The following is a 22,659-nucleotide window of genomic DNA, read 5'->3' as shown; positions in this document are numbered from 1 at the left end:
CTACAGAGCTATCACGATGAAAAAGACATGGATAAAAGCAGCGCTACTCGCTACGTTCGTTAGTCTGCCAACAGTTACATTCGCTGAAGATATTCAGCCGGAGCCCGGCTCAGACCTGTTGATCTGGACGGATACCACTACGCTGGATTACATGAAGTATGCAGCAGAGTCGTTCAACCAAGATTTCGGTTACAAGGTGAAGTTCTCATTCCGTGGTTTAGCTCCGATCGATTCAGCATCACGCATGATTCAAGATGGTGGTTCCGCTCGAGTCGCTGACATCGCTGAAATTGAACACGATTTACTCGGTCGTTTGGTCGTTGCGGGCGGCGCGATGGAAAACCTCGTGTCAGCAGAGCGCATTCAATCGACGTTCTTGCCGAACGCCACCTCTGCGGCCAAGTACGCTGAAACCAGCTATGGTTTTCCGGTCAGCTACGCGACTTTAGCGCTGTTCTACAACAAAGATCTGCTGCCAAACGCGCCCAAAACCTTTGAAGAAATCATCGATTTTGGCAAAAGCTTTAATAATGCCAAAGAGAACAAATACGCACTGCTTTGGGATATTCAGAATTACTACGAATCACGCATGTTCTTGACGCTGTACGGCGCGTATGAATTTGGTAAAGGTGGTACTGACGCCAAAGATCTTGGCATTAATTCACCACTTGCTCAGCAAGGCATGTCGGCGATGAAAACGCTGAAAGCGGCGAACAACTCCAATCCGGTCGATATGCGTAACCCTCAGGTGCGCCGTGGCTTGTTTGGTGAAGGTAAAGTTGCCGCTATCATTGATGGACCTTGGGCTATTCAGGGTTATGACAACAGCGGGGTAAATTTTGGCGTAGTGCCTATTCCGACTTTCGAAGGTAAACAACCGCGAACATTCTCAACCGTACGTCTGGCTGTTGTATCAGCATATAGCGAGTACCCCAAAGCAGCGCAGCTGTTTGCTGACTACCTCTCTTCAGAAAAGATGTTGATGAAACGCTATGAGATGACCAAATCCATTCCACCAGTACAGGACTTGATGGAAAAAATCATCGTCGATGCGGATGAAGCAACCTACGCAATTATTGCTCAAGGCTTCCATTCAGACGCTATGCCATCAATTCCAGAGATGGGTTACTTATGGTCTCCAATGGCCAGCGCCATCACAGCAATGTGGGTCAATGATCAATCGCCAAAACAGGTACTTGATCACGCCAAAGCGATCATTGAAGAGCAGATCGCGTTTCAGGAGTAGTTATGTTGTTGTCGCAAACTGTCAAAGCGCCGAAAGTGCCAGCCTCCTTGTTTATCATGGGGGCAACACAACTGGCGCATAAACATTGGGTAACAGGCGGGGTTTTCCTCGCCATCCAATACCTTTTTATTATCTTCTTGCCTGATTTGGCTACCGCGATCAAAGGGTTAGTCTCACTTGGTGATGTGGCACAAACTCGCCAAGGGTTTAAAGTCATTCAAGGGGACAACTCTATCTTTTTGCTGGTGGAAGGGGTAATAGCCGTTTTGTTCCTTTTCCTGGCAATTATCGCTTACGTAACCAATGTTCGACAGGCGCAACATTGCGAGCTTTGCAGATTAACGCTGCGTCAGCAGTTCAAAGCAATCTACGACGAGAAATTCGCCTTTATCGTTTTGTCGCCAGCATTTATTGCCAGCATCGCTTTCATCATCATGCCGATTGCGATCACTGTGTTGGTCTCTTTCACCAACTACTCGGCACCGCACCATATTCCACCGAAAAATCTGGTCGACTGGGTAGGATTTAAAAACTTCCTGACTCTGTTTGAGTTGAAAATATGGTCGAGCACCTTTATTGGCGTGGCGACTTGGACTGTCACTTGGGCAATTGCAGCAACTGTTTGTACCTGCGGCTTTGGTTTTGTTCTCGCTTTGGCACTGGAAAATCGCAATATCAAAGCGAAGAAGTTGTGGCGTTTTGTCTTTATCTTGCCTTATGCCATTCCGGCGTTTGTTACCTTGCTGATGTTTCGCTTGCTACTCAACGGCATCGGTCCGGTCAACGCCACACTTAATGCTTGGGGGTTCGAATCGGTCGCTTTTTTGTCTGATCCACATATCGCAAAACTGGCAGTCATTGCCGTGAGCGTTTGGGTCGGCGCACCTTACTTTATGTTGCTGATTTCCGGTGCATTAACCAATATTCCACGTGATCTGTACGAAGCAAGTGAAGTGGATGGTGCGAGTAAATTCCAGCAGTTTCGAGAGATCACGCTACCGATGGTTTTGCATCAAGTCGCACCTTCTCTGGTGATGACGTTTGCCCACAACTTTAACAACTTCGGTGCAATTTTCTTACTCACAGGTGGCGGGCCAATCAATCCGGAATATCGTTTTGCTGGTCATACCGACATTCTGATCACTTGGATTTACAAACTGACGCTGGACTTCCAGCAATACCAAATCGCTTCAGTGATTTCGATTGTTATTTTCTTGTTCTTGTCTGGCATTGCTATCTGGCAGTTCCGCCGTATGAAATCCTTTAAAGACGATGTAGGAATGTAATCATGGATAAACTACTCAGCAAACTGGCAACCGCCATCGTCTATTTGTTCCTCGCAGCCAACGCCATTATAGTGCTTGGGCCTGTAATCTGGACGGTGCTCGCCTCTTTTAAACCCGGCAACAACCTGTTTAGCTCCTCATTTGGCGAGTTCGCATTTACGCTGGATCACTACAAAGCACTGTTTAACGACACGCCTTATTTGCAGTGGTACAAAAACACTTTTCTACTCGCCACTGCGAATATGTTGATCTCACTTGTGGTGGTTACCATGACGGCATTTGTCTTTTCCCGTTACCGTTTTCAGGGAAAACGCAATGTATTGATGAGCATCTTGGTACTTCAGATGTTTCCAGCCTTTTTGTCGATGACAGCTATTTATATCTTGCTGTCGAAAATGGGCTTAATTGATACCTATATCGGCTTGTTGTTTGTCTATGTTACTGGCTCGCTACCGTTTATGACTTGGCTGGTGAAAGGCTACTTTGACGCCATTCCTACATCGCTGGATGAAGCCGCGAAAATTGACGGCGCTGGCCACATGACCATCTTCCTAGAGATCATCTTGCCACTGGCCAGACCCATTTTAGTGTTTGTTGCCTTGGTCTCATTCACTGGGCCGTGGATGGATTTCATCCTTCCGACGCTGATTTTACGCAGTGAAGAGAAAATGACCTTAGCGATCGGTATCTTCAGTTGGATCACATCTAACTCAGCGGAGAACTTCACCCTATTTGCCGCTGGCTCTCTGTTAGTCGCCATACCGATCACCTTGCTGTTTGTCGCCACACAAAAACACATTACAACTGGCTTAGTCAGTGGCGCAGTAAAAGAATAATTATTAGGAACCGTTATGATTACAAGAAGCTCATTAACTCATTTGGCGAAGAGTGCGGACAGTTACGCTTACGACAACGACACCCTCCACATTCGTTTTCGTAGTGCGAAAGGCGAAGTTGATCGCGTAACACTGTGGATAGGTGACCCTTATACTTGGGCTGAAGGCGGCTTAGACGGAGGAAACTTGGGCGGAAGCGATGCCCACGGCTGGACAGGGGGAACAGAAGTTCCAATGCAATTGGAAGGACAAAGCGAACACCATGACCATTGGTTTGCTACTTTCGTACCACCGAAAAAGCGCACCCGCTATGGCTTTATTCTGTATGGAAAAGATGGTGAGAAATTGCTGTTTGGCGAAAGGCGTTGTGTGGATATTCAAGACGAGCAACGCGCAGAAGTTGAGTTGAGCAACTTGAGCAACTTTTTCTGCTTCCCTTACATCAACCCGAAAGATGTACTGAAAACACCTGAATGGGTTCGCAACACCATCTGGTATCAAATCTTTCCAGAGCGTTTCTATAATGGTCGTCCGGACATTTCCCCAGCCAACGTACAACCGTGGGGAAGTACGCCCACCAGTGACAATTTTATGGGTGGCGACTTGTGGGGCGTAATTGAGAAATTGGATTATTTGCAGGAACTCGGTATCAACGGGCTATACTTCTGCCCAATTTTCACAGCAAATGCCAACCACAAATACGACACCGTCGATTATTACAATGTTGACCCACATTTTGGTGGTAACGAGGCTTTTCGTGCCTTAGTACAAGAAGCCCATCGCCGTGGGATGAGAGTAATGTTGGATGCGGTATTCAATCACATCGGTCATCAATCTCCACTGTGGCTGGACGTGATTGAAAAAGGCCAACAATCTCGCTACGCCGATTGGTTCTGGATAAAGCAGTTCCCCGTGTATCCGGATAAGCCCAAATCTGAGTGGGATTTTGACAACCTTAACTACGAAACATTCGCCAACGTATCAGAGATGCCCAAGCTCAACACCGAGAATCCAGAGTGCCGTGCATATCTATTGGACGTTGCGCGACACTGGGTACAGGAGTTCGATATTGATGGCTGGCGCTTGGATGTCGCCAACGAAGTCGATCACGAATTCTGGCGCGATTTTCGACGTTTAGTAAAAGGCATCAAGCCAGATTGCTATATCCTTGGCGAAATCTGGCATGAGGGAATGCCGTGGCTACGGGGTGATCAATATGACTCGCTGATGAATTACCCATTAACTCAAGCCATTACCGACTTTTTCGCTCTTGGTCTCGATGATAAAACAAGCTTTATCAATGCGGTAACTCGCTCTTATCTTTCCTACCCGAGGAATGTCAACGAGGCGATGTTTAACCTGTTGGAAAGCCACGATACTACCCGCTTAATGAGCCTGTGTGGCAACGATAAGCGCAAAGCGAAACTTGCGTATTTATTCATGTTTACCCAAGTCGGTTCACCGTGCATCTACTATGGCGGTGAAATTGGCATGGATGGACAAAAAGGGATGGGACTTGAGCTTAATCGTAAATGCATGATTTGGGATGAAGACAAGCAGGATACCGAGTTCAGAGCCTTTATACAAAAGCTGATAAAGCTCCGCCAAACTTACCCAGAGTGCAACCAACCTTATTTAGAGTGGTTAGATATTGATCACTCATATGTGGTCGCTTTCCGTAAGGGGGCTTTGCAAGTCATACTCAATAACAGTGATGTAGAAGTGCAATGTTTTGCCAACGACATAGAACTTACTTTGCCCCCATTTGGCTATGAAATACGCAATATCGTCACTCAGGAACAGTTATGAAGCTTGGTCTTTCTGTTGACTCAAAATGGATATGGGGCGTTGTCATTGATGATAATGAAAAGTCCCACTATCGTAATCAACTAAAGACTCCCGTCAGTGCGCAGCAAACTGCTGCGCTCATATCTAGCATGGCGCTGAGCATGCAACGTATGTTCGGCCCACTAACACTAGTTGGTATTAATCTGATGCCAGACTGTTGGCAGGGACAAGAGCAAACATCCAACGCTAAAGAAGCTCTGTCTGATTGGTTAGCGATACAGCTTTCCATCCCTTACCAGTTGTTCGATCCAGCAGTGATTGCGCTGTCACTCATGCCTTCTCTGCCGAAAGGGAACGTGCTAAGTGCGATACTGGATGACGGTTGTGAGCTGTGCGTCACTGATCAAATTTGCCCAACTAAGCCATACCTAAATGTACTCGACTTGGGCTGGGCGCATAAGCCACTGAAAGGCTATCAAAGCTTAGTCGATGGTTTGACGCCATTGTGCAGTTGTGGAAGTGATGAATGCGTTCGTCAATATCTTTCACGGGAAGGGATAGAGCGTCAATATCATCAGCTCTCATTGCAGCATCGAGATGCCAACGACATCATCCACGGTATTGAAGAGAACCACAATTGGTCAACTCGGGTCTATCGCATCTGGATTGATCAACTCGCGAGAGCGCTCTCTGACGCAATCATTCGCTTCAAACCCAAACTTCTGGTACTGAGCGGCAGCCTAACTTCACATCCAGACTTAGCCCTGACACTAAAAAGCACCCTAAGCCGCTACTGCCAGTATGATTCTCTGCCGGAGATTATTTGTCTGCATAACAACGAGTATGGTTTTGCTCAGGGCGCTATCTCAATGTGTACCGTAAATTGTGCACAATCATCTACATTCATTGCATAAGGAATGGTAACCTTGACAGGAAATTTTGCGTGAACAATTACCGAGGAACTCCCGTGACCGAGCTGGTAACAAAACTGATGGACTTTGGCTTTACGAAAACTGATGCTTTGGTTTATATCAACTTGCTTAAAAATGGCCGATCCAGCGGTTATAAAATAGCCAAACAGATTTCCCTCTCTCGTTCATCTGTTTATTCGTCGATTGACAACCTGTACAAGAACGGTTGTATCTTTATGTCTGACGGAGATACCAAAGAATATGAAGCCAAATCTCCGGATCTGATATTCAGTCAGATTGAGAAAAAAACGATAGAGAACATTCACATCCTGAAGAAAGAGCTGTCACGCATGATGCTTCAAGAAGAGAAAGAATTTATCTATAACGTTACAGGGTTTGAAAATCTGATTCAGAAAGCTCGGGAAATGCTCAATCTGGCGCAAATGGAAGTTTATCTTAATACGGATTTTCATCTGGAACTGATTGCAGACGAGATCTGCCAAGCCATAGAACGCGGAGTACGGGTGATTGTGTTCTCTTTTAATCGCTTAGATTTGCCACACCCAAAAGTTGAACACTATTCTCGCTCAGAAAATCCTGAACAGCGCTATCCTTCTCACCGTTTTATGCTTGTGGTAGACATGAAACAAGCGATGATGTTCTCCCACCGTGAGGAAACTCAAGGCTTGTTCTCAAACAACCGCTTAATCATCAAGATGATGGCTGAGCACATTCACAGTGACATTTACCTGACTGAATATGAAAAATTGGCTTTAGAGAAGCGTTTTCGAATCGCCACCATCCATGAATTGGAAAACAACATGGTGACGGATGACCGCTTAAATGTACATTTGCAGTCAGAACATCAAAGTAGTGATCTTTAGTGATTGAGATATAACTATAGAAGAATAGGGGCAGCTTTAATTTGTATTAGTTCCGACTAGATCTGACACTTCAATTTGAAAAGAAGAGAGTTACCCACTTTGATTAAAGGTGCTTAATCACTAATCAAAGACAAAAAGAGGTAACTCTCATGCTTCATACTAGCAATCCAATTATCAAACACAAAGCGGGCCTTCTCAATCTTGCAGAAGAACTCGGTAATGTATCTAGAGCCTGTAAGGTTATGGGGGTATCAAGAGATACTTTCTACCGTTATCAAGAGTTGGTTGAGACGGGGGGTATTGATGCTCTGATTAACCGTAGCCGAAGAGCACCGAATTTGAAGAACCGTGTTGATAGTGAAACTGAGCAAGCCGTTATCAAATACGCCATCGACTTCCCAGCTCATGGACAAGTTAGAACGAGTAATGAATTACGTAAATTGGGAGTGTTTATCTCTCCAAGTGGCGTACGCTCAATCTGGCTTCGCAATGACCTAGAGAACTTCAAGAAACGTCTTATCGCACTGGAGAAACAGGTCGCAGAGAACGGTATTATCCTAACAGACGAGCAAGTTGCGGCTCTTGAGCGTAAGAAGCACGATGATGAGGCTTGTGGTGAGATAGAAACAGCGCATCCAGGTTATCTCGGCTCTCAAGACACATTCTATGTTGGCAACTTGAAAGGTGTTGGTCGCATCTATCAACAAACCTTCGTTGATACCTACAGTAAAGTCGCCTTTGCCAAGCTCTACACAACGAAAACACCAATCACCGCAGCGGATATATTGAATGATAAGGTTCTACCGTTCTTTGAGGCGCATGAACTGCCAATGCTGCGAATCTTGACTGACCGAGGCACTGAATACTGTGGTCGTGTTGAGCAGCACGATTACCAGCTCTACCTAGCCATTAATGATATCGACCACACGAAAACTAAAGCGATGTCACCACAAACAAATGGTATCTGCGAGCGCTTCCACAAGACCATATTGAATGAGTTCTACCAAGTGACATTCAGAAAGAAACTGTATGGTTCTATCGAAGAGTTGCAGAAAGATCTGGACGAATGGATGGACTACTACAACAATCACCGTACTCATCAAGGAAAAATGTGCTGTGGCAGAACGCCGATAGAAACATTAGAGGATGGGAAATCAATCTGGGCTGAAAAGAATCTAGCCCAGATATAATCTGACAGGCACCAAGTCGAAAAGTGGGTAACTGTCAGATCAGGTCTGAATTAGTACATTTAATTTACGCTGCCCTATCGACCTAAATTGCTAATTGTTTCGTTCAGATAGCACTTCTTTAAAAGCAAACATTCCATTTAATGCTGCTGGGAACCCAGCATAGACTGACATTTGTATTATTACTTCTTTCAGCTCTTCCTCTGTACAACCAACGTTAAGGGCAGCGTGCAAATGTACTTTTAGCTGTGGCGTACAATTCCCCATAGCTGTCAATGCAGAAACAGTCGCGATCTCTCTTGATTTTAGGTCTAAGCCCTGACGGGTATAAATATCACCAAACGGGTATTCAATGGTGAATTTGGCTAAATCAGGGCATATGTCACGCAGGCTTTCTATAACTTTTTGACCAGCCTCACCATCAATTTTTGATAACTGTTCTAACCCAGAATTAAATCGCTGATTTTCCATTTTTTGTGCTCCTATAAATGACTACCAGCACACCTTACTAGTTAGAGTTCACTCTAAGTCAACTCACTTTCCCACTTTTATATAAATCAATTTTTACTTCTAATGCGTCCAGATGCTCGACCTGTTGCTGGATATGTTGTTTCAGTTTTTCTCGGTGTTTCTCTAACAGTGCTTGGCGATCTGCTCTGGTTTGAGCACCTATATCTCTCAATGACGCATATTTTTGAATTTCTTCTAATGGCATTCCCGTGTCTTTCAGTCGTTTAATAAAGTTGATCCAATCAATATCCCGATTTGAGTAGACACGGTGACCACTACTATTTCTTTGCACATGTTTGAGTAAACCAATTTTTTCATAATATCGAAGCGTGTAAGACGAAAGCCCAACTAGGTCCGAAAACTTTTTCATATTCATCTTTGTTACCTTTCTACTTTAATTGGCTAGACCAACGTCAACGCCCAGCTGCTCAGAATAGTCATTGCCGAGAAAATGCCCAAGTTCTCGTAACTCTATTCTAGGGTGCAATAATTTAACCCAACCCAAAACGAAAAAAGCGAGCACTAAGCTCGCTTTTAGCAATATTGCTTTAATTGTTCCTACAGCAATTCAACCGACTGTTGAGCAATAACAAATTCTTCGTTGGTTGGGTTTCTATTAGTATCGTACCTACTAACGAGAATTTGGACAAATGTATGGTACGCCCCGTTTTGCAAGTGAAAAATCCAAATAACGGAGTTGGTTTGCGCTAATGTATTCAGAGTCTAATTGGGACACTGATTAGTTAGCCCCAGCTCTACGATGAGATCCGCGCCAGATTGTCCTCAAAAACGTGAAAGCACTCTAGTTGCTGTTCTGTCCATCAGGTCTTCAATCTGGTGGTCTAACCGTTTTGTCATCTTTCATTATCATATGCAAATCTAGATTAAACTCTTAATTCAAAGGGCTTGTGACTTGTCATTACTGACCATGCAATCCTCGCTAGCTTATTTGCTAACGCAACTAGAGCAACATTAAAAGGTTTTCGACGTTTCAAATCTAATAACCATGAGCCGAAATAGCGTTCAGCAGTTTCTTCCCTCCACATCACTGCTCGTGCGGCATGAACAAAGAGTTCTCTCAGCTCTTTATTTCCTCGCTTTGAAATTCCCAGCATCCGTTGTTTCCCTCCAGTCGAGTACTGGAATGGTACAAGTCCGATCCACGCTGCAAAGTTTCTACCATTAGAAAAATCTGAAGGTTTTCCAACACACGATAAACAGCAAGATGCAGTCATGGGACCCACACCTGGTATCGTTTGAAGTAAAGTGTAAAGTTCATCTTCGGAACTCAGTTTTTCTAGTTTTCGGTCTTGCTCTTTTATCCGTTCATTCAGTTGATTGTAATAGTCGAGCTGATTTTGTAGTTCCTGAACCAATAACGGAGGGATCGGTTCTTTGTTGTCCGCTAACCATTGAAACAGCTTTTTCATGTTTGCATGACCCCGTGGAAAGCTGATGCCAAACTCTATTAACATCGAACCAATACGGTTCATCGTTGCTGTCCTCTCTCTAATATAACCAGTTCTAACACGCCGAATAACGACGCCTACTTGAGCCTGCTCACTCTTTGGAGATACGAACCTCATATTGGGTCTTGTTGATGCCTCAGCAATAGCAGCCGCATCGATAAAGTCATTCTTATGAGCTTTAACGTAAGGTTTTACATATTGAGGTGGGATAAGTTTAACTTGATGCCCGTATTCTTGGCATTTTCTTGCAAGCCAGTGAGCACCACAGCAAGCCTCCATTGCTATCAATGTTGGTTCATGCACAGAGATAAACTGTAGTAATTTACTTCTAGATAATTTGTGCCGATATTGTTCACGACCACTATAATCGTGGCCAACTAGATGAAAAGTAGATTTACCTAAATCGATTCCAATAACTTTGATTGCCGACATGATGGCACCTCCCAATATTCAGCGACATAGCTGAGTGTAGTGCAGGTGTGGGGCGTACCATCTTATTAACGAGTTACACGTGATTTGATAAGCCGCTTATATCAGATTAGTAAAAATATCTTGAAAGCTTAAACGTTTGCTAGGTTTCTATTCTGAAGTTTCTACTTTGGCCTTTTTATTACTTTGTTTCTTAAACGCCTGACTAGAGTGAATCATGTCACCAGACTTTATACCTTTTTTAAACTTTCGGATATCAAGTTTCAGTGTACACCAAAGCCAAAAATCTACTCTAAATGCCACTTTCAATAAGCTATTCTCAACAACATACTGCGCAGCTAGTTGTCCTGTTTCGTTACCTGATAATAGCTGCATGTAAATTGATTCTTTATCAGTGAAACCATTGAGGTTTTTGGTCTTTATAAAACGATATTTCCGGATAAACTGACTCAGCTTTACAGCAATCAATGGATACTCTTCAGACACTAACATAACAGCGTCATCAAGCTCCTTTTCAAACTCTTTAGAGTTGTCTGCATACTGGGAAAAAGCTCTCTGTCGCCCGCGTTCCCAATCCTTAATTTCTGAACTTAAGTTTTTGGTGTATTCTTGTACGGATTTAACCTCGAGCATTTCAAAATTCAATTTATATAATGATGTAATCGCTTTGCGCAGTGAACGCCTGCGAAGATTTTTCGATTTAACTGCCCCTGCCACTTCGCTAAGAAACCAACCTATGGCAACACCTAGAATAGGTAGTATGTCTTTTATTTCCACGAAATCCCCTTGAAACCTAATGCCCGCTTAAGTGATAAGCAACGCTACCACGACACTTAATTATTACACCGTAAACAATTAAGCCAATTCAAACCAAAACCGCCGAGTGTTGCGAATCCGTCTTAAAATGTTTGTTAGTCATTTAACTCACTCAGTAGCACTTCAGCTAAACCTACACCAATTTCTAGCTGCTCATAATCAAAGTTTTCGGTAGTAGAATGAACCTGATGATTTCTAATCATTCGCAATTTTGTAAGCCGCTCAAATTGCTCCCAACTAATTTCACCAGTTTTTTCGAGTTGCTCCCATTTAAAAGTGTGGCCAGCAGAAATATTATGCTTTTTAAACTTAGTATGGATACTTGATTCAAGTTGATTCCACAGCAAGATTAGATTTTCAATACTTACCGCTTTATTTACTTTTTCGGTCTCGACGCCAAATAAGTTGTTTAATAATACTGCTGCAATTTGTCGATACGCTTTTAAATAGCGTCTATCAACAGATAAGCCCGTACCATCATGGTAAAGCTGATTTCTAATTCGGTGGTAATGCTCAATATCACCTTCGTCCAAGCCTATTAACTTACAAGAAGCATATTTAAATAGAAGTTCGACCATTTTGGGAAAGCTATTGCCCGCCTCATCTTTTTCCTTGCGAGGGAACTTAAAACCAGACAATTTTTCAGGTAATGACAAGAACGTTCTTGTTGACGTTTCTACTGAATTATCAATGCTGATGAAAGCTATGCGTGAATCAAACGCCGAACCTAACTCAATATGAGAATCTGCATGACGAAGCAGTTCTAATGCTCCTGAAGCCCATGTGTTTTCCATCGATACTCCAAATTCACTTCGAAATGATTAGTTCTAAGCTAAGTGGCTGCAAACGCCCCACTAAACCTAAAACTACCACCGTAAACACAAAAAACCAATTTGACGAAAACTGGCACTCATTTGCAGTCCGGCTTAAGCGCCTTGTTATGCGATTCTTTCACAGTAATTAACTTTATCTATTACTTATATTGACACGTAGTATTTCATTTACTAAATGTTAAATCAGTCACTTATGGCTAAAACTAACATGGAGCAAAAAGTTTATGGCAGTTAAACATACACCTACAGGGATAGTACATCAGGGGACAAAGGGCGGTAAAACAGGCTGCGGAACTGATACAAAGCAACACGCAGATCATTGGAAAGATTCTCATGAAAAAATTACATGTGATAAAAATGGCTGTAAAAACTAGATAGCCCTCAGATTGATAAACTTAGGACATAAGTAACACTTATGTCCTTTTAGACCTGTCGTATAACGCCTGATTATGTCGCAGCCAACTTCACGACACTTAAACAAACCACCTTAATCACATAACTCAATTCAAACCAAAAACGCCACAGGTGGCTGTTCGTCTGAAAGCACTTGTGAAGTTTCTAGCCTAGCGGTGAGAACGCTGTTTGATAAAGTAAATCACCAAAGCCAGTAAGGATAGTACCCGCTACCATTAAGAATATATTGCTCCATTCCACGATAGTTCGTACAGGCGCAATATAATATTCATCTATTTCAGCTTCTGCATCAGACCACGCACTAGAGTTCTTAGGAATGATGCTGCACTTCATTGTCCAATTCCTAAATCGTTCAACACGTTTAAGCATTCGCCACTCAGACAAAGCAGCAATAATGATTATAATCGTACCGCATCTCGCTACCCAACTTTGAGAGTTCAGTACTTTGTTTGCATCTAAAACGTAAATTGACAATATAAAAACTAGAATACAAAGAACCCAAGTTATTACACTAGCCAATGCTAGCTTTGATTTCACAGTCATTTTCCACCATTGAAACTTAACGCTAAGCTAAGTGCCTGATAACTCTTACCACTTAATCTAAAATAATAGCCATAACCACGTAAACCAATTTGAATTCAAACCGCCAAGCGTTAGCAGTCTGCCTTAAGCGCCTTGTTATGTTTGTTTCTCAAGTTTTATCTCACCTGTTACCTTAGCCAAACGTAAAGCGATCGCAAAACAAACCAAGTATGGGCTGATATACCAAAAAACTTGCTCAATAGGGTTTTTCAACTGAGCTAACATAGTCCTGTCGTATTGATTTTTTTGCTGATTGTACTGCTCAAGCATTCCGTTGACCCAAACTATATCATCATCAATCCAAGTTAAATTAAGCCCAGCTGTTGAAAAACTTTCACTAGTGACTTTAGGCAACGAATTAAAATCCAACGATTTTAAATGCTTTGCAATTGATAAGAACCAGCTACAGGGGTCTGAATATATGTCTTCTCCGCTCACTGATGTTACACCTGAGCACATATCACCCTTAATCTGCCGAACAGAGTAGTCACGAATTGACTCAAGAGTAATCACAGCACGAGTATGTTCAGCACTAGCCCAGTTCCCAGCCACATTGGAACGAATTTCCGACACAGCTCCAAGCATGCCAATCCCTGCTAACAAAGGCCAAAGATAATCTATGTACTTCCATCTTCGCTTACAAAGGTTATATCCACACTGCGTATTCCGGAGCAATCCAGCCACCGTTTCCGGGATTCCCCGGACACCCATTCCGTTTTAATCCGGACACTATTTCCGGCATAAACCAGCCATTTTTCCACTAACTCCGGAATCACTGTCCGGTTAAGCGGAAACCCTGTCCGGTTACTCCGGAATATCCCTCTTTTCTCTTTTAAATCAATCACTCACTATTCTTGTTATGCATATTAACGTAGCAAGGAAGTGATAATGCCGAAAAAGAGAACATCTATGACAAACATCAAAGAGGTATTACGCCTTAAATATGAGTGCCATCTGTCGACCAGAAAGATCGCTTCCTGCACGAAAGTAAGTCGTTCAACCATCTCAGAAATACTGACCCGTTTTGAGCAAAGCGCAATGAGTTGGCCTCTCCCTGAAAGCTGCTCTGATACTGAACTGGCTCAGACTCTCTATCGTGACAAAACAATCAGCGACACAAAGGTGATGCCGGACTTCGCCCAGTGCTTTGTCGAACTGAAACGTAAGGGCATGAGCAAACATCTGCTGTGGGAAGAGTATCTGGCTGAATATCAGGAGAGAGCTTATCGTTACAGCCAGTTCTGCGAGCATTACACTCGTTGGTTAAAGAAGCAGAAACGCAGTATGCGTCAGAGCCACCTGGCCGGTGACAAACTGTTCATCGACTACTGTGGACCAACCATCCCGGTGGTAAACCCTGAAACCGGAGAAATCCGCAACGCTCAGATCTTCGTGGCGACGTTAGGTGCGTCCAACTACACCTATGTTGAAGCCTGTGAAAGCCAGCGACTTGAGCACTGGCTGGAAGCTCATGCCAATGCCTTTGAACACTTCGGCGGCGTTCCGGCGTTGCTTGTACCTGATAACCTAAAATCCGCGGTGACCAAAACGGACCGCTACGAACCCAAGCTCAACGATAGTTACCGCAAGTTGGCGTACCATTACCGCACGGCCGTTATGCCAGCACGCCCTTATAAACCCAAAGATAAAGCCAAGGCTGAGAATGCCGTCCTTATCGTTGAGCGTTGGATCATGATGCGGCTTCGTCACCGAACCTTCCATACCTTCAAAGAGCTAAACCTCTCTATCCGGGAGTTAATGGACTCACTGAACCAAAGACAGATGAAACAACTGGGAGCCAGCCGAAAGGAGCTGTTCGATACTCTGGATAAGCCGGCACTAAAACCTCTCCCCGTACAACGTTATCTCTACACAGAAATCAAACGCGCCAAAGTGGGGCCGGATTATCACATCGAATACAAAAGGCATTATTACTCTGTTCCCCATCAGTTAGTGGGCCAATACGTTGAGCTTGAAGCCACTTCCAGGCTGATACAGATATACCATCAGGGTAATCTGATCTCTCAGCACCCAGCCAGTAAAAAAGAGCATGGGATCAGTACTTATCCGGAGCATATGCCCAGCAATCATCAATATCAAAAATGGTCACCAGAGCGGTTACTTAACTGGGGAGGCCGGATCGGCGCAGCGACACAAGAAGTGGTCAACCGATTACTCATGTCGAAAGCGCATCCTGCGCAAGCCAATCGCAGTTGCCTTGGGCTTCTCAACCTGACGAAAAAATACGGTGACGCTCGCTTAGAGCAGGCATGTAAAGATGCTCTGATGGTGAACAAACCCTATCTCAGGTTCATCAGAAACTTGCTTGAAAATCACCGGGAAGGCCTGTTGTCTTCGACTCCGGAATCCACCCCTGACATCCAACACAGCAATGTGCGCGGACCCAACAGTTATCACTAGGAGAGAATGATGAACACAATAAGCGAACAACTCAAATCACTGCGTCTGAGCCATGCCGCCTCGGCTCTGGAGCAACAACAAGAGCAGTTATCGACCTATGCAGAGCTGAGCTTCGAAGAGCGGTTAAGCCTGCTGCTTGAAAGCGAAGTGTTGGGACGAAATCAGGCCAAAATCCAACGCCTGAAGTGGCAAGCTAAACTCCGGGTCGATGCTCTGCCAAGTCAGATTATCTACAAAGAAGGACGAGGACTTAAGCGTACTCAAATGAGTGAGCTATTAACCGGGAGCTACTTGCACAAAAAACAAAACGTTCTGATCACCGGACCGACGGGAGCAGGAAAAACCTACGTTGCCTGTGCGCTTGCAGCTCAAGCTTGCGACCAGCTCTACAGTGTCCGTTATCACAGGCTCAGCCGTTTACTTGATGACCTGAGTTCAGGTCGCCTTGACGGGACTTACCAAAAGCAACTTCTGGCTCTGTCGAGAAAACAACTTCTGATCTTGGATGACTGGGGAATGGAAAAGTTGAGTCCGGATCATGCGGGTCACTTGCTGGAGCTTCTGGAGGATCGTTATCAAACCAGCAGCACCATTATGATAAGCCAGCTTCCGGTTAAAGAATGGTACAACATGATAGGCAATGCCACGGTTGCTGACGCCTTATTGGATAGGTTAATCCACAACAGTCACCGAATAGAACTCGGAGGAGAATCAATGAGAAAACTGGCGCAATCCGGACAGGTAGAGTAAAAATAGGGTTAGAGAAAAGTTAGGGATATGAGGCGTCCGGTTAAACCGGAGCCGGTGTCCGGAATCACCGGAATACGCACACACCAAATTGGTAAATGAAAAGCTAGCGCTAAGGCACAAGTTAGCAGCACAAAGTGTAGAGAGTTAGAGAGCATAAATTCACTCTCAAAAAAGCTTCCCATAAACTATCCATTTCCTTTAAAAACATAACAGTATCTTTCATCTAGACTCATTCCATATAAATCTAGAGCAGAATATTGAACACAATTACTTATCATATTGTTTTTATTAATTAAAAATTAATAAAAACAATCAAAATGAAGACATAGTCGGTACAACATCCCATACAAAACTAACTACATATTTAGTTATTAGAAAAAATAGGTCAAATGGTGACAAAAGAAATGTGTCCTTAATCTTAGGCTGACATACTTTGGGGCAGAAATTTTTTAGCTAGGATCGCGCTAAGAAGTCCCTGGACAAAAGCTTCTTAGCTTAAATGACTTAGGCACATTAAAGGAAAAGTATCTTGAAACCTTAAACTTAAACGTTTGTTTTACGCAATTTCAGAAATACTAACAACTACTTCCATTGGGATTTCACCTCCACCAAAACCTACTAGAATATGCTCATCATCCTCAGGGACTGACGGATTAGGCACAAGCTTATTTACACTAAAACACTTTACGTTATTACTATCTAGTAAATTCATATCTACTTTGTAAATAAACCCCTTGCCACTATCTTTTCCATTTCTGGCATAGAACTTTGCGCGTTCAAAAGAAGGAGTGAATGAAACACCTGAAGTGGGAAGTCCGGCTTGCTCCCATTGATGCAAAACCACTGTATTAAGCTCAGATTCGCCCATAATTATTCCTGATCCACAAATTGCATGTGGATCGCCCATACAAGCTACGGTTGCAAAGTTGCTGTTGAGCATTTTGGGAACCAACTTCCCATGTAATGTTTCGTGTAGCTCGACGCTAACACCACGATATAGGTACTTCATGCTAAAAACTCCAGAAACACTTAATGCCCTGTTATTTGTGTAATTTAAGGTGTTACTAACCAAGCGCCACTAACTATCAAAATTCATCACTTCTGTAATAGGTTGTATTTTCGGTGGCCACTTATCATGTGTTCGATATGCCATCACTTTATTGAGAATTAAGCCTTCTAACTTTGCCAACTCGTCATTTGAAAGTCGACCAGCGGACTCTTCTATTTTCTCGATCACTTCAATATCTTGGACCACTTCTGCTAAAGCTATAAGAACGTTTGATCTTTGAATGTTTTCCATCAATTTTCCTTTAAACATAAGCCAACTACAGTGATAAGCACATAACGTCGCGTTATATGCGTGCAGAATTGTCCTAAATTCCCAAGCCTTGCTAACAGCAAACCACCAGACACTAGTGGCGCTAAGTACGATACAACCAAGGTGAATGTATGACGTTTTGCTGTACGATGCCCCTCAATAAGAATGGTCAGGTGTTTATATGCATCCATCCAATGAATAGAATCATATAAATGTTGGTTATTGCTATCGCCATCTTTATGTTTCACTGGCACTCTCTGTTTCAAAAGCAATTCCAGCTATGACAAGGATTTATCCATTCCATCAGGCTTGAAGAAATTACTTGTGGCATTCGTCAATTGTCATATCGCCCTCTAAATTATCTAAAAACGGAAAAGCATATAACGCCGAGCGTTGCAAATCCGCCTTAAAGCGTTTTTTATAGCGAGACTCCCAGCCAGCACTACGCTGCTATGAGTTTATTAAAAATAGACGTTAGTTCATGTGATCTTGGTGCGTCATTAAAGATGTGGCAAACCTCTAAAGCAGTTAGAAATGAAAGCACTAAAGTTTGTCTCAATAACCACTCAATTTGCAGCTCTGAGTGTCCACCTGCGATTCGACTACCTTTGTCACGGCTAGCTGACTGATAAAGCCCTCCGTGAGTAAAATCGTGGAGGTGAGTTTTAATTTCAGCCATTAGCTCGGAAAGATGAGCATGACGATAGCCTTGTGTTTGTTCCAATTGTTCAAATAGCACTTTGGTACCAGGTGGCTCTCTTCCAGCCATGAATTTTGACAGTTGAGACTCTGACGCACACCTAAATAACCAAATACCTCGCAAAAACGCGTCTCTTTGAGGGCGAAGCAATGCGAACGCAGAACCATGAAAACCAAGTCTAACAAGCTTCACAATTGCTGCATTGTGCTCCAGAGCCAAATGCAACAATGCTAAAGGTACAACCTTCTTGTGTTCTGGGTTTAACTCCATTCCATGAAGCAAAGACTCATAGCTTTTAACCCAATTTTCTGCTGACTCTAATATCATCGTTTATCCTGCGCTATAACATCCGCTTAAGGGGCAGCCAACGCTACAACCAAGCTTCCGCACAACACTGTAATCACAAAAACCGACGCATTATAAAAATACCGCGAGTTGGTAGTCCCTATGTGAAACGTTTGTTAAGCCGATGGGACACTTTTATGCCTGTAACAACAGTTATTATCGGCAATAAGTTCTTCATTCTTTATCGCTTCATTAAGCATTCTAAGTAATGAAAATTGCAACTGATGTCTAAGTGAATTATTGCAAGGGCACTCGTCTTGGTGGTCGACTCGCTTCCAGACATTATGATTGTTTTTATAGATCCAGCCAACATTAGTGCCCACACCAGCAACAATATTACTTGGATGAGAAACGACTAACCCAGATACCGAAATATATCCATCATCATCAACCGAAACATGTATCCCTTTCTCATAAATATATTCCTCTTGCGCCTCCACTATTTTCACCAAGCCATCAATCTCAACAACAAAGTCACCATGCCTTTTCAGAGCCTCACTAACAAGAACTAAATCAAATTCTTCATTGGTATTGGCGTAGTAGGCGAATTGTGGGAGTTTATAAAAAATCAGATCCTTAAATGGATTGTCCGAATCATTTCTATTGTCAGAAACCCAGAAATTCTCGTATAGAGTAACATTTGGAGGAAGGTGCTTTATAAAGTTATCTTCATAATCTGGGATTACTAAGCCTCTTCGAAACGTAGGTATCGGGCCGTCGATATTCATTTTTTCCCAAGGTAAACTTAAAAGTGTTTTTAAAACAAAGTCTTCATTGCTCGATGGGAAGACGTCCGAGACATCGTGTATTAGATTTTTCTCACAATAGTCTTTCAAGACACTGCTCGGAACTTCGATGTGTGACGCAATAACTTGAGGAGGCAACCGGCCGTTCAAGTTCCCAACCAAACATGCTTGCTGAGCGTCAAATCTAAGCCTTCCTTCATCGCCTTGCATTAAAGTGAGATCATGAATCTTTATATCTAAGGTTTCTAATGCTAAGCAATCGATTATATAGATATGACCGTTCCCTTCATGCTGACTATATTTGGCATTATTGTGAACCAGCCATACAGGGTTCTCATGTATATCTTCACTCATATGAATAGACTTAGATTCTTCATATGCATTTGTTGCAAACCAACATGCTATTGAAGAAGACTTAGTTAAATCTACGTAGAATGATCTCCAGCCATAATGTTGCAGTATTGCTTGAGACAACTCTAAGTCTATATCAAAGTAGTCGACACCAGAGAAGCCACGAATCATAGCTTTAGCATAATGAGTCCACTTGAACATAACATCAGGAATACAGCCATGTCTGCTGAAAGATGTAGGAATGCTTGTGCACCCTTTAGAATCCACAAAATGCTTTACTTGTCCGCGAAATAAGTAACCCCTTTTATACTTTGAAAAATGAGCCTCTAACTCATCTACGCTTTTAATAAAATTAGTCATAGAACTCAACCTTGCCGACCTAGCTCGCTTAAGTGGTGAACAACGCAATACGATGTTTCCGCACACCACCCAAATCACTAAAGTTAACGCATGTTAAAAATGCCACGCGTTGTTAATCCGTCTTATAGTGTTTGTTAGTTTTGTACTTAAAATATTGTATAGGACAATCCTGTACCCCTAATCTCACTAGTTATTCTAACGCTCACAGATAGTTCAACACCAAACTCATCGGCATATTTATCAACGCGCGTATAGGTTTCCTCCTCAGAAGCTGAAGCATGAACGCCTAAGCACCACATACTACGCAAATCATTCTCAGCGTTACGAACTAACCAAACCTTACAAACATCTTCCATCATTCCTCGAATACAGGAAGACATAACTTGATTCTGTTTGATTTCCAAGGCTATGTATTGATCTAGCGCTGTGCACTTTTTACGAAGCACGAAATCAATTATCATGTTTTTTCTATGACGAGCCGATCTTTTATCAATTGTGTATGGATACTCTCGCCACCATTCAGCTACTTCCAAATGACTATCAATAAAAACCGAAAATTCGATTTGAAGCCAAATTTCCCAACCTGTAATTTCATTATATTCAATGTGTTTTAGCCGATCACGAATGTGCTTTTGGCTAAAAAACTGGTTAGCTAACTCGCTTATAAATTCAAAATCTTGCTTCATTTTGGAGAATCTTTCCTCGAAGAAACTAACAGTATCTTTTAACTAGGCACATTCCATATAAATGCAGAGAAAAATGCCGAATAGGGTTACTTATAATACAAAACTAATTACATATTTAGTCATTAGAAAAAATAGGTCAAATCATGACAGAGGAAGTATGTCCTACATCTTAGGTTGACACACAATGGGGCATAAACAAGTCAACACTAACACTGCTAACTTAGGGGTTGCAGAAGTCAGTGAAGTTGGTAATAGGTGTATCGCCTTTCGCTTGCTTAGCGAGGGGCTATCCAACATAAAGAACAAAAAAAGCGAGCACTGAGCTCGCTTTTAACAATAGGGTTTTGATTGTTACTACAGCAATTCAACCGACTGTTGAGCAATAACAAATTCTTCGTTGGTCGGAACCACCATCGCTACCGCATTTAGCTGTTCAGATTTACCGATAATACCTGCGTTACCAAAACGAGCCGCTTCATTGCCTTTCTCGTCTTCGACAAAGCCTAGTAGTTTAAGATTGCTTAAGATCTCGCGACGAATATCCAGTGAGTTCTCACCGATACCACCTGTGAAGATGATTGCATCTAAGCTGTCTAATGGGATCAGGTATGAACCGATGTACTTAGCTACGCGGTAAGTGAACACTTCAAATGCGAGTTTCGCACCTTCATGGCCCTTCGCCATTGCTTCTAAAATGCCACGAGCGTCAGAAGTTAAACCCGACACACCTAAGAAACCTGATTTCTTGTTCAGTGTGTTGAATACTTCTTCTTGAGTCCAACCTTTCTTCAATAGGAACTCGATAATGCCTGGGTCAAGGTCGCCTGAGCGCGTACCCATCATTAGGCCAGCTAGTGGGGTGAAGCCCATTGATGTATCGACTGATTTACCATTACGAATCGCACACACAGATGCACCGTTACCAAGGTGAACCGTGATGAAGTTTGATTCATCAATCGATTTATCCAGCATTTTTGCTGCTTCACGGCTTACAAAGTAATGGCTAGTGCCGTGGAAGCCGTATCGACGAATACCGTATTTCTCATACAGTTCATGAGAAATTGCACCAGTGAATGCTTTTTGCGGCATTGTTTGGTGGAAAGCGGTGTCGAATACAGCAAATTGAGGAAGGCTTGGGAAAGCTTGAATTGCAGCACGAATGCCTTTTGCGCCTGCCGGGTTGTGGAGCGGTGCTAGATCCGACAAGTTTTCAATTTCAGTCAGTACTTCATCATCGATGCGAACCGTTGAAGTGAATTTCTCACCTCCATGAACGATACGATGACCTACTGCAACCAAGTCTTTCGTAAATCCCAAGCTTTCCATCAAACCTACAATACGATTAATGGCGTGTTGGTGATGATTGTCCGGAGCAGTAATCGCCTCTTCAGTTTTCTCTCCCTGATATTTCCAACCAAGAACTGCTTCAGGAAGGCCAAAGCATTCCCCTAAACCTGTAACTAACGCTTCACCGCTACTTGAATCAATGACTGCAAATTTTAGTGAGGAGCTACCAGAGTTGATAACCAACACATACGAGTTCGACATGGGGCTCTTTCCTGTATCCGACAATGAGTATGAAGCTAATGCTTCGTGTGTTTGCTTACACCCATTATTCAATAATTTTTGAATCTTTCAACTTTGTTTTAATTTTTTAATGCAACTCTCGCGTTTTTTATTGATCTCTAGCAAAAATTCATTTCTTTCGAGTTATGAAATATTTATTCTGCGCTTTACACCAGCTATCAACTACAAAACGGAAAAACCGCCTACAATTACTTGTAAGCGGTT

24 protein-coding genes are annotated in these 22,659 nt (G+C 42.9%); 10 read left to right on the top strand and 14 right to left on the bottom strand.

Translation table 11 applies throughout. The annotated features are described in order from the left end of the window. Positions 1-16: 16 nt before the first annotated feature. The 7 genes from AAGA51_RS15730 (at position 17) to AAGA51_RS15700 (ending at position 8,141) form a co-directional block, all read left to right on the top strand. A complete protein-coding gene (locus tag AAGA51_RS15730) occupies positions 17-1,246 on the top strand; it encodes a maltose ABC transporter substrate-binding protein (RefSeq protein WP_042481632.1) in 1,230 nt (409 codons plus the stop codon). Positions 1,247-1,248: 2 nt separating this feature from the next. Beyond that, positions 1,249-2,532, top strand: a complete 1,284-nt coding sequence (locus AAGA51_RS15725; RefSeq protein ID WP_042481538.1) for a carbohydrate ABC transporter permease — start codon at positions 1,249-1,251, stop codon at positions 2,530-2,532. 2 nt (positions 2,533-2,534) lie between these two features. Next, complete coding sequence (locus AAGA51_RS15720) at positions 2,535-3,368, top strand: sugar ABC transporter permease (protein WP_042481542.1); 834 nt, start codon at positions 2,535-2,537, stop codon at positions 3,366-3,368. A gap of 15 nt (positions 3,369-3,383) precedes the next feature. Then, a complete protein-coding gene (locus AAGA51_RS15715; protein WP_042481544.1) occupies positions 3,384-5,177 on the top strand; it encodes a glycoside hydrolase family 13 protein in 1,794 nt (597 codons plus the stop codon). Beyond that, positions 5,174-6,070 carry an ROK family protein gene (locus AAGA51_RS15710; protein ID WP_042481547.1) on the top strand — a complete coding sequence of 299 codons (897 nt, stop codon included), beginning with the start codon at positions 5,174-5,176 and terminating at the stop codon, positions 6,068-6,070. Before AAGA51_RS15715 ends, AAGA51_RS15710 begins: the two co-directional genes overlap by 4 nt. A 53-nt stretch (positions 6,071-6,123) precedes the next feature. After that, positions 6,124-6,951 carry a TrmB family transcriptional regulator gene (locus AAGA51_RS15705; RefSeq protein ID WP_042481549.1) on the top strand — a complete coding sequence of 276 codons (828 nt, stop codon included), beginning with the start codon at positions 6,124-6,126 and terminating at the stop codon, positions 6,949-6,951. A 149-nt stretch (positions 6,952-7,100) separates the two neighbouring features. Then, a complete protein-coding gene (locus tag AAGA51_RS15700) occupies positions 7,101-8,141 on the top strand; it encodes an IS481-like element ISVvu4 family transposase (RefSeq protein ID WP_000903432.1) in 1,041 nt (346 codons plus the stop codon). A 90-nt stretch (positions 8,142-8,231) separates the two neighbouring features. Here the strand turns inward: AAGA51_RS15700 and AAGA51_RS15695 are convergent, their stop codons facing one another. The 5 genes from AAGA51_RS15695 to AAGA51_RS15675 all read right to left on the bottom strand — a co-directional run bounded on the left by AAGA51_RS15695 (position 8,232) and on the right by AAGA51_RS15675 (position 12,156). Continuing rightward, the gene (locus tag AAGA51_RS15695) at positions 8,232-8,609 is read right to left on the bottom strand and encodes a carboxymuconolactone decarboxylase family protein (RefSeq protein WP_042490409.1); all 378 of its coding nucleotides are present in this window, start codon (positions 8,607-8,609) and stop codon (positions 8,232-8,234) included. A 58-nt stretch (positions 8,610-8,667) separates the two neighbouring features. After that, on the bottom strand, positions 8,668-9,024 hold the full coding sequence (locus AAGA51_RS15690; RefSeq protein WP_042490410.1) for a MerR family transcriptional regulator: 357 nt from the start codon (positions 9,022-9,024) through the stop codon (positions 8,668-8,670). A 508-nt stretch (positions 9,025-9,532) separates the two neighbouring features. After that, positions 9,533-10,549 carry an IS110-like element ISVpa1 family transposase gene (locus tag AAGA51_RS15685; protein ID WP_042490414.1) on the bottom strand — a complete coding sequence of 339 codons (1,017 nt, stop codon included), beginning with the start codon at positions 10,547-10,549 and terminating at the stop codon, positions 9,533-9,535. A 147-nt stretch (positions 10,550-10,696) separates the two neighbouring features. After that, entirely contained in the window at positions 10,697-11,323 is a 627-nt protein-coding gene (locus AAGA51_RS15680) for a hypothetical protein (protein ID WP_042490416.1), read from the bottom strand. 134 nt (positions 11,324-11,457) lie between these two features. Continuing rightward, entirely contained in the window at positions 11,458-12,156 is a 699-nt protein-coding gene (locus tag AAGA51_RS15675; protein WP_042490418.1) for a hypothetical protein, read from the bottom strand. Between the two features lie 263 nt (positions 12,157-12,419). On the opposite strand from AAGA51_RS15675, the gene AAGA51_RS15670 reads away from it, so the two are divergent. Further along, positions 12,420-12,569 (top strand): hypothetical protein, encoded by a 150-nt coding sequence (locus AAGA51_RS15670; protein ID WP_156102096.1) that lies wholly within the window; start codon positions 12,420-12,422, stop codon positions 12,567-12,569. 184 nt (positions 12,570-12,753) lie between these two features. On the opposite strand, the gene AAGA51_RS15665 is transcribed toward AAGA51_RS15670, so the two are convergent. Then, complete coding sequence (locus AAGA51_RS15665) at positions 12,754-12,942, bottom strand: hypothetical protein (RefSeq protein WP_156102097.1); 189 nt, start codon at positions 12,940-12,942, stop codon at positions 12,754-12,756. A gap of 345 nt (positions 12,943-13,287) precedes the next feature. Then, positions 13,288-13,776: a hypothetical protein gene (locus AAGA51_RS15660; protein WP_081878792.1), complete on the bottom strand. Its 489-nt coding sequence runs from the start codon at positions 13,774-13,776 to the stop codon at positions 13,288-13,290. 303 nt (positions 13,777-14,079) lie between these two features. Between AAGA51_RS15660 and istA the strand changes: the two genes are divergently transcribed. Both istA and istB read left to right on the top strand, forming a co-directional pair. Next, positions 14,080-15,612, top strand: a complete 1,533-nt coding sequence (gene istA, locus AAGA51_RS15655; protein WP_337165989.1) for an IS21 family transposase — start codon at positions 14,080-14,082, stop codon at positions 15,610-15,612. A gap of 9 nt (positions 15,613-15,621) precedes the next feature. Continuing rightward, positions 15,622-16,362, top strand: coding sequence for an IS21-like element helper ATPase IstB (istB, locus tag AAGA51_RS15650; protein ID WP_337165987.1), 741 nt, complete (start codon positions 15,622-15,624; stop codon positions 16,360-16,362). 556 nt (positions 16,363-16,918) lie between these two features. On the opposite strand, the gene AAGA51_RS15645 is transcribed toward istB, so the two are convergent. The 7 genes from AAGA51_RS15645 to AAGA51_RS15615 form a co-directional block, all read right to left on the bottom strand. Next, positions 16,919-17,371: a hypothetical protein gene (locus AAGA51_RS15645; RefSeq protein ID WP_042479848.1), complete on the bottom strand. Its 453-nt coding sequence runs from the start codon at positions 17,369-17,371 to the stop codon at positions 16,919-16,921. Between the two features lie 69 nt (positions 17,372-17,440). Further along, a complete protein-coding gene (locus AAGA51_RS15640) occupies positions 17,441-17,662 on the bottom strand; it encodes a hypothetical protein (protein WP_042479847.1) in 222 nt (73 codons plus the stop codon). Then, positions 17,662-17,946 carry a hypothetical protein gene (locus AAGA51_RS15635; protein WP_156101993.1) on the bottom strand — a complete coding sequence of 95 codons (285 nt, stop codon included), beginning with the start codon at positions 17,944-17,946 and terminating at the stop codon, positions 17,662-17,664. The genes AAGA51_RS15640 and AAGA51_RS15635 overlap by 1 nt, the downstream gene beginning before the upstream one ends. Positions 17,947-18,122: 176 nt before the next feature. Then, a complete protein-coding gene (locus AAGA51_RS15630) occupies positions 18,123-18,707 on the bottom strand; it encodes a DUF6988 family protein (protein WP_042479844.1) in 585 nt (194 codons plus the stop codon). A gap of 134 nt (positions 18,708-18,841) precedes the next feature. After that, positions 18,842-20,182, bottom strand: a complete 1,341-nt coding sequence (locus AAGA51_RS15625) for an FRG domain-containing protein (protein ID WP_042479841.1) — start codon at positions 20,180-20,182, stop codon at positions 18,842-18,844. Positions 20,183-20,328: 146 nt separating this feature from the next. Further along, entirely contained in the window at positions 20,329-20,868 is a 540-nt protein-coding gene (locus AAGA51_RS15620; RefSeq protein ID WP_042479840.1) for a hypothetical protein, read from the bottom strand. Positions 20,869-21,222: 354 nt separating this feature from the next. Then, positions 21,223-22,416: an acetate/propionate family kinase gene (locus tag AAGA51_RS15615; protein ID WP_042479838.1), complete on the bottom strand. Its 1,194-nt coding sequence runs from the start codon at positions 22,414-22,416 to the stop codon at positions 21,223-21,225. Positions 22,417-22,659: the final 243 nt, after the last annotated feature.

Source organism: Vibrio diazotrophicus, assembly GCF_038452265.1.
Lineage (GTDB): Bacteria > Pseudomonadota > Gammaproteobacteria > Enterobacterales > Vibrionaceae > Vibrio > Vibrio diazotrophicus.
This window is presented reverse-complemented; position numbering and strand designations above follow the sequence as displayed.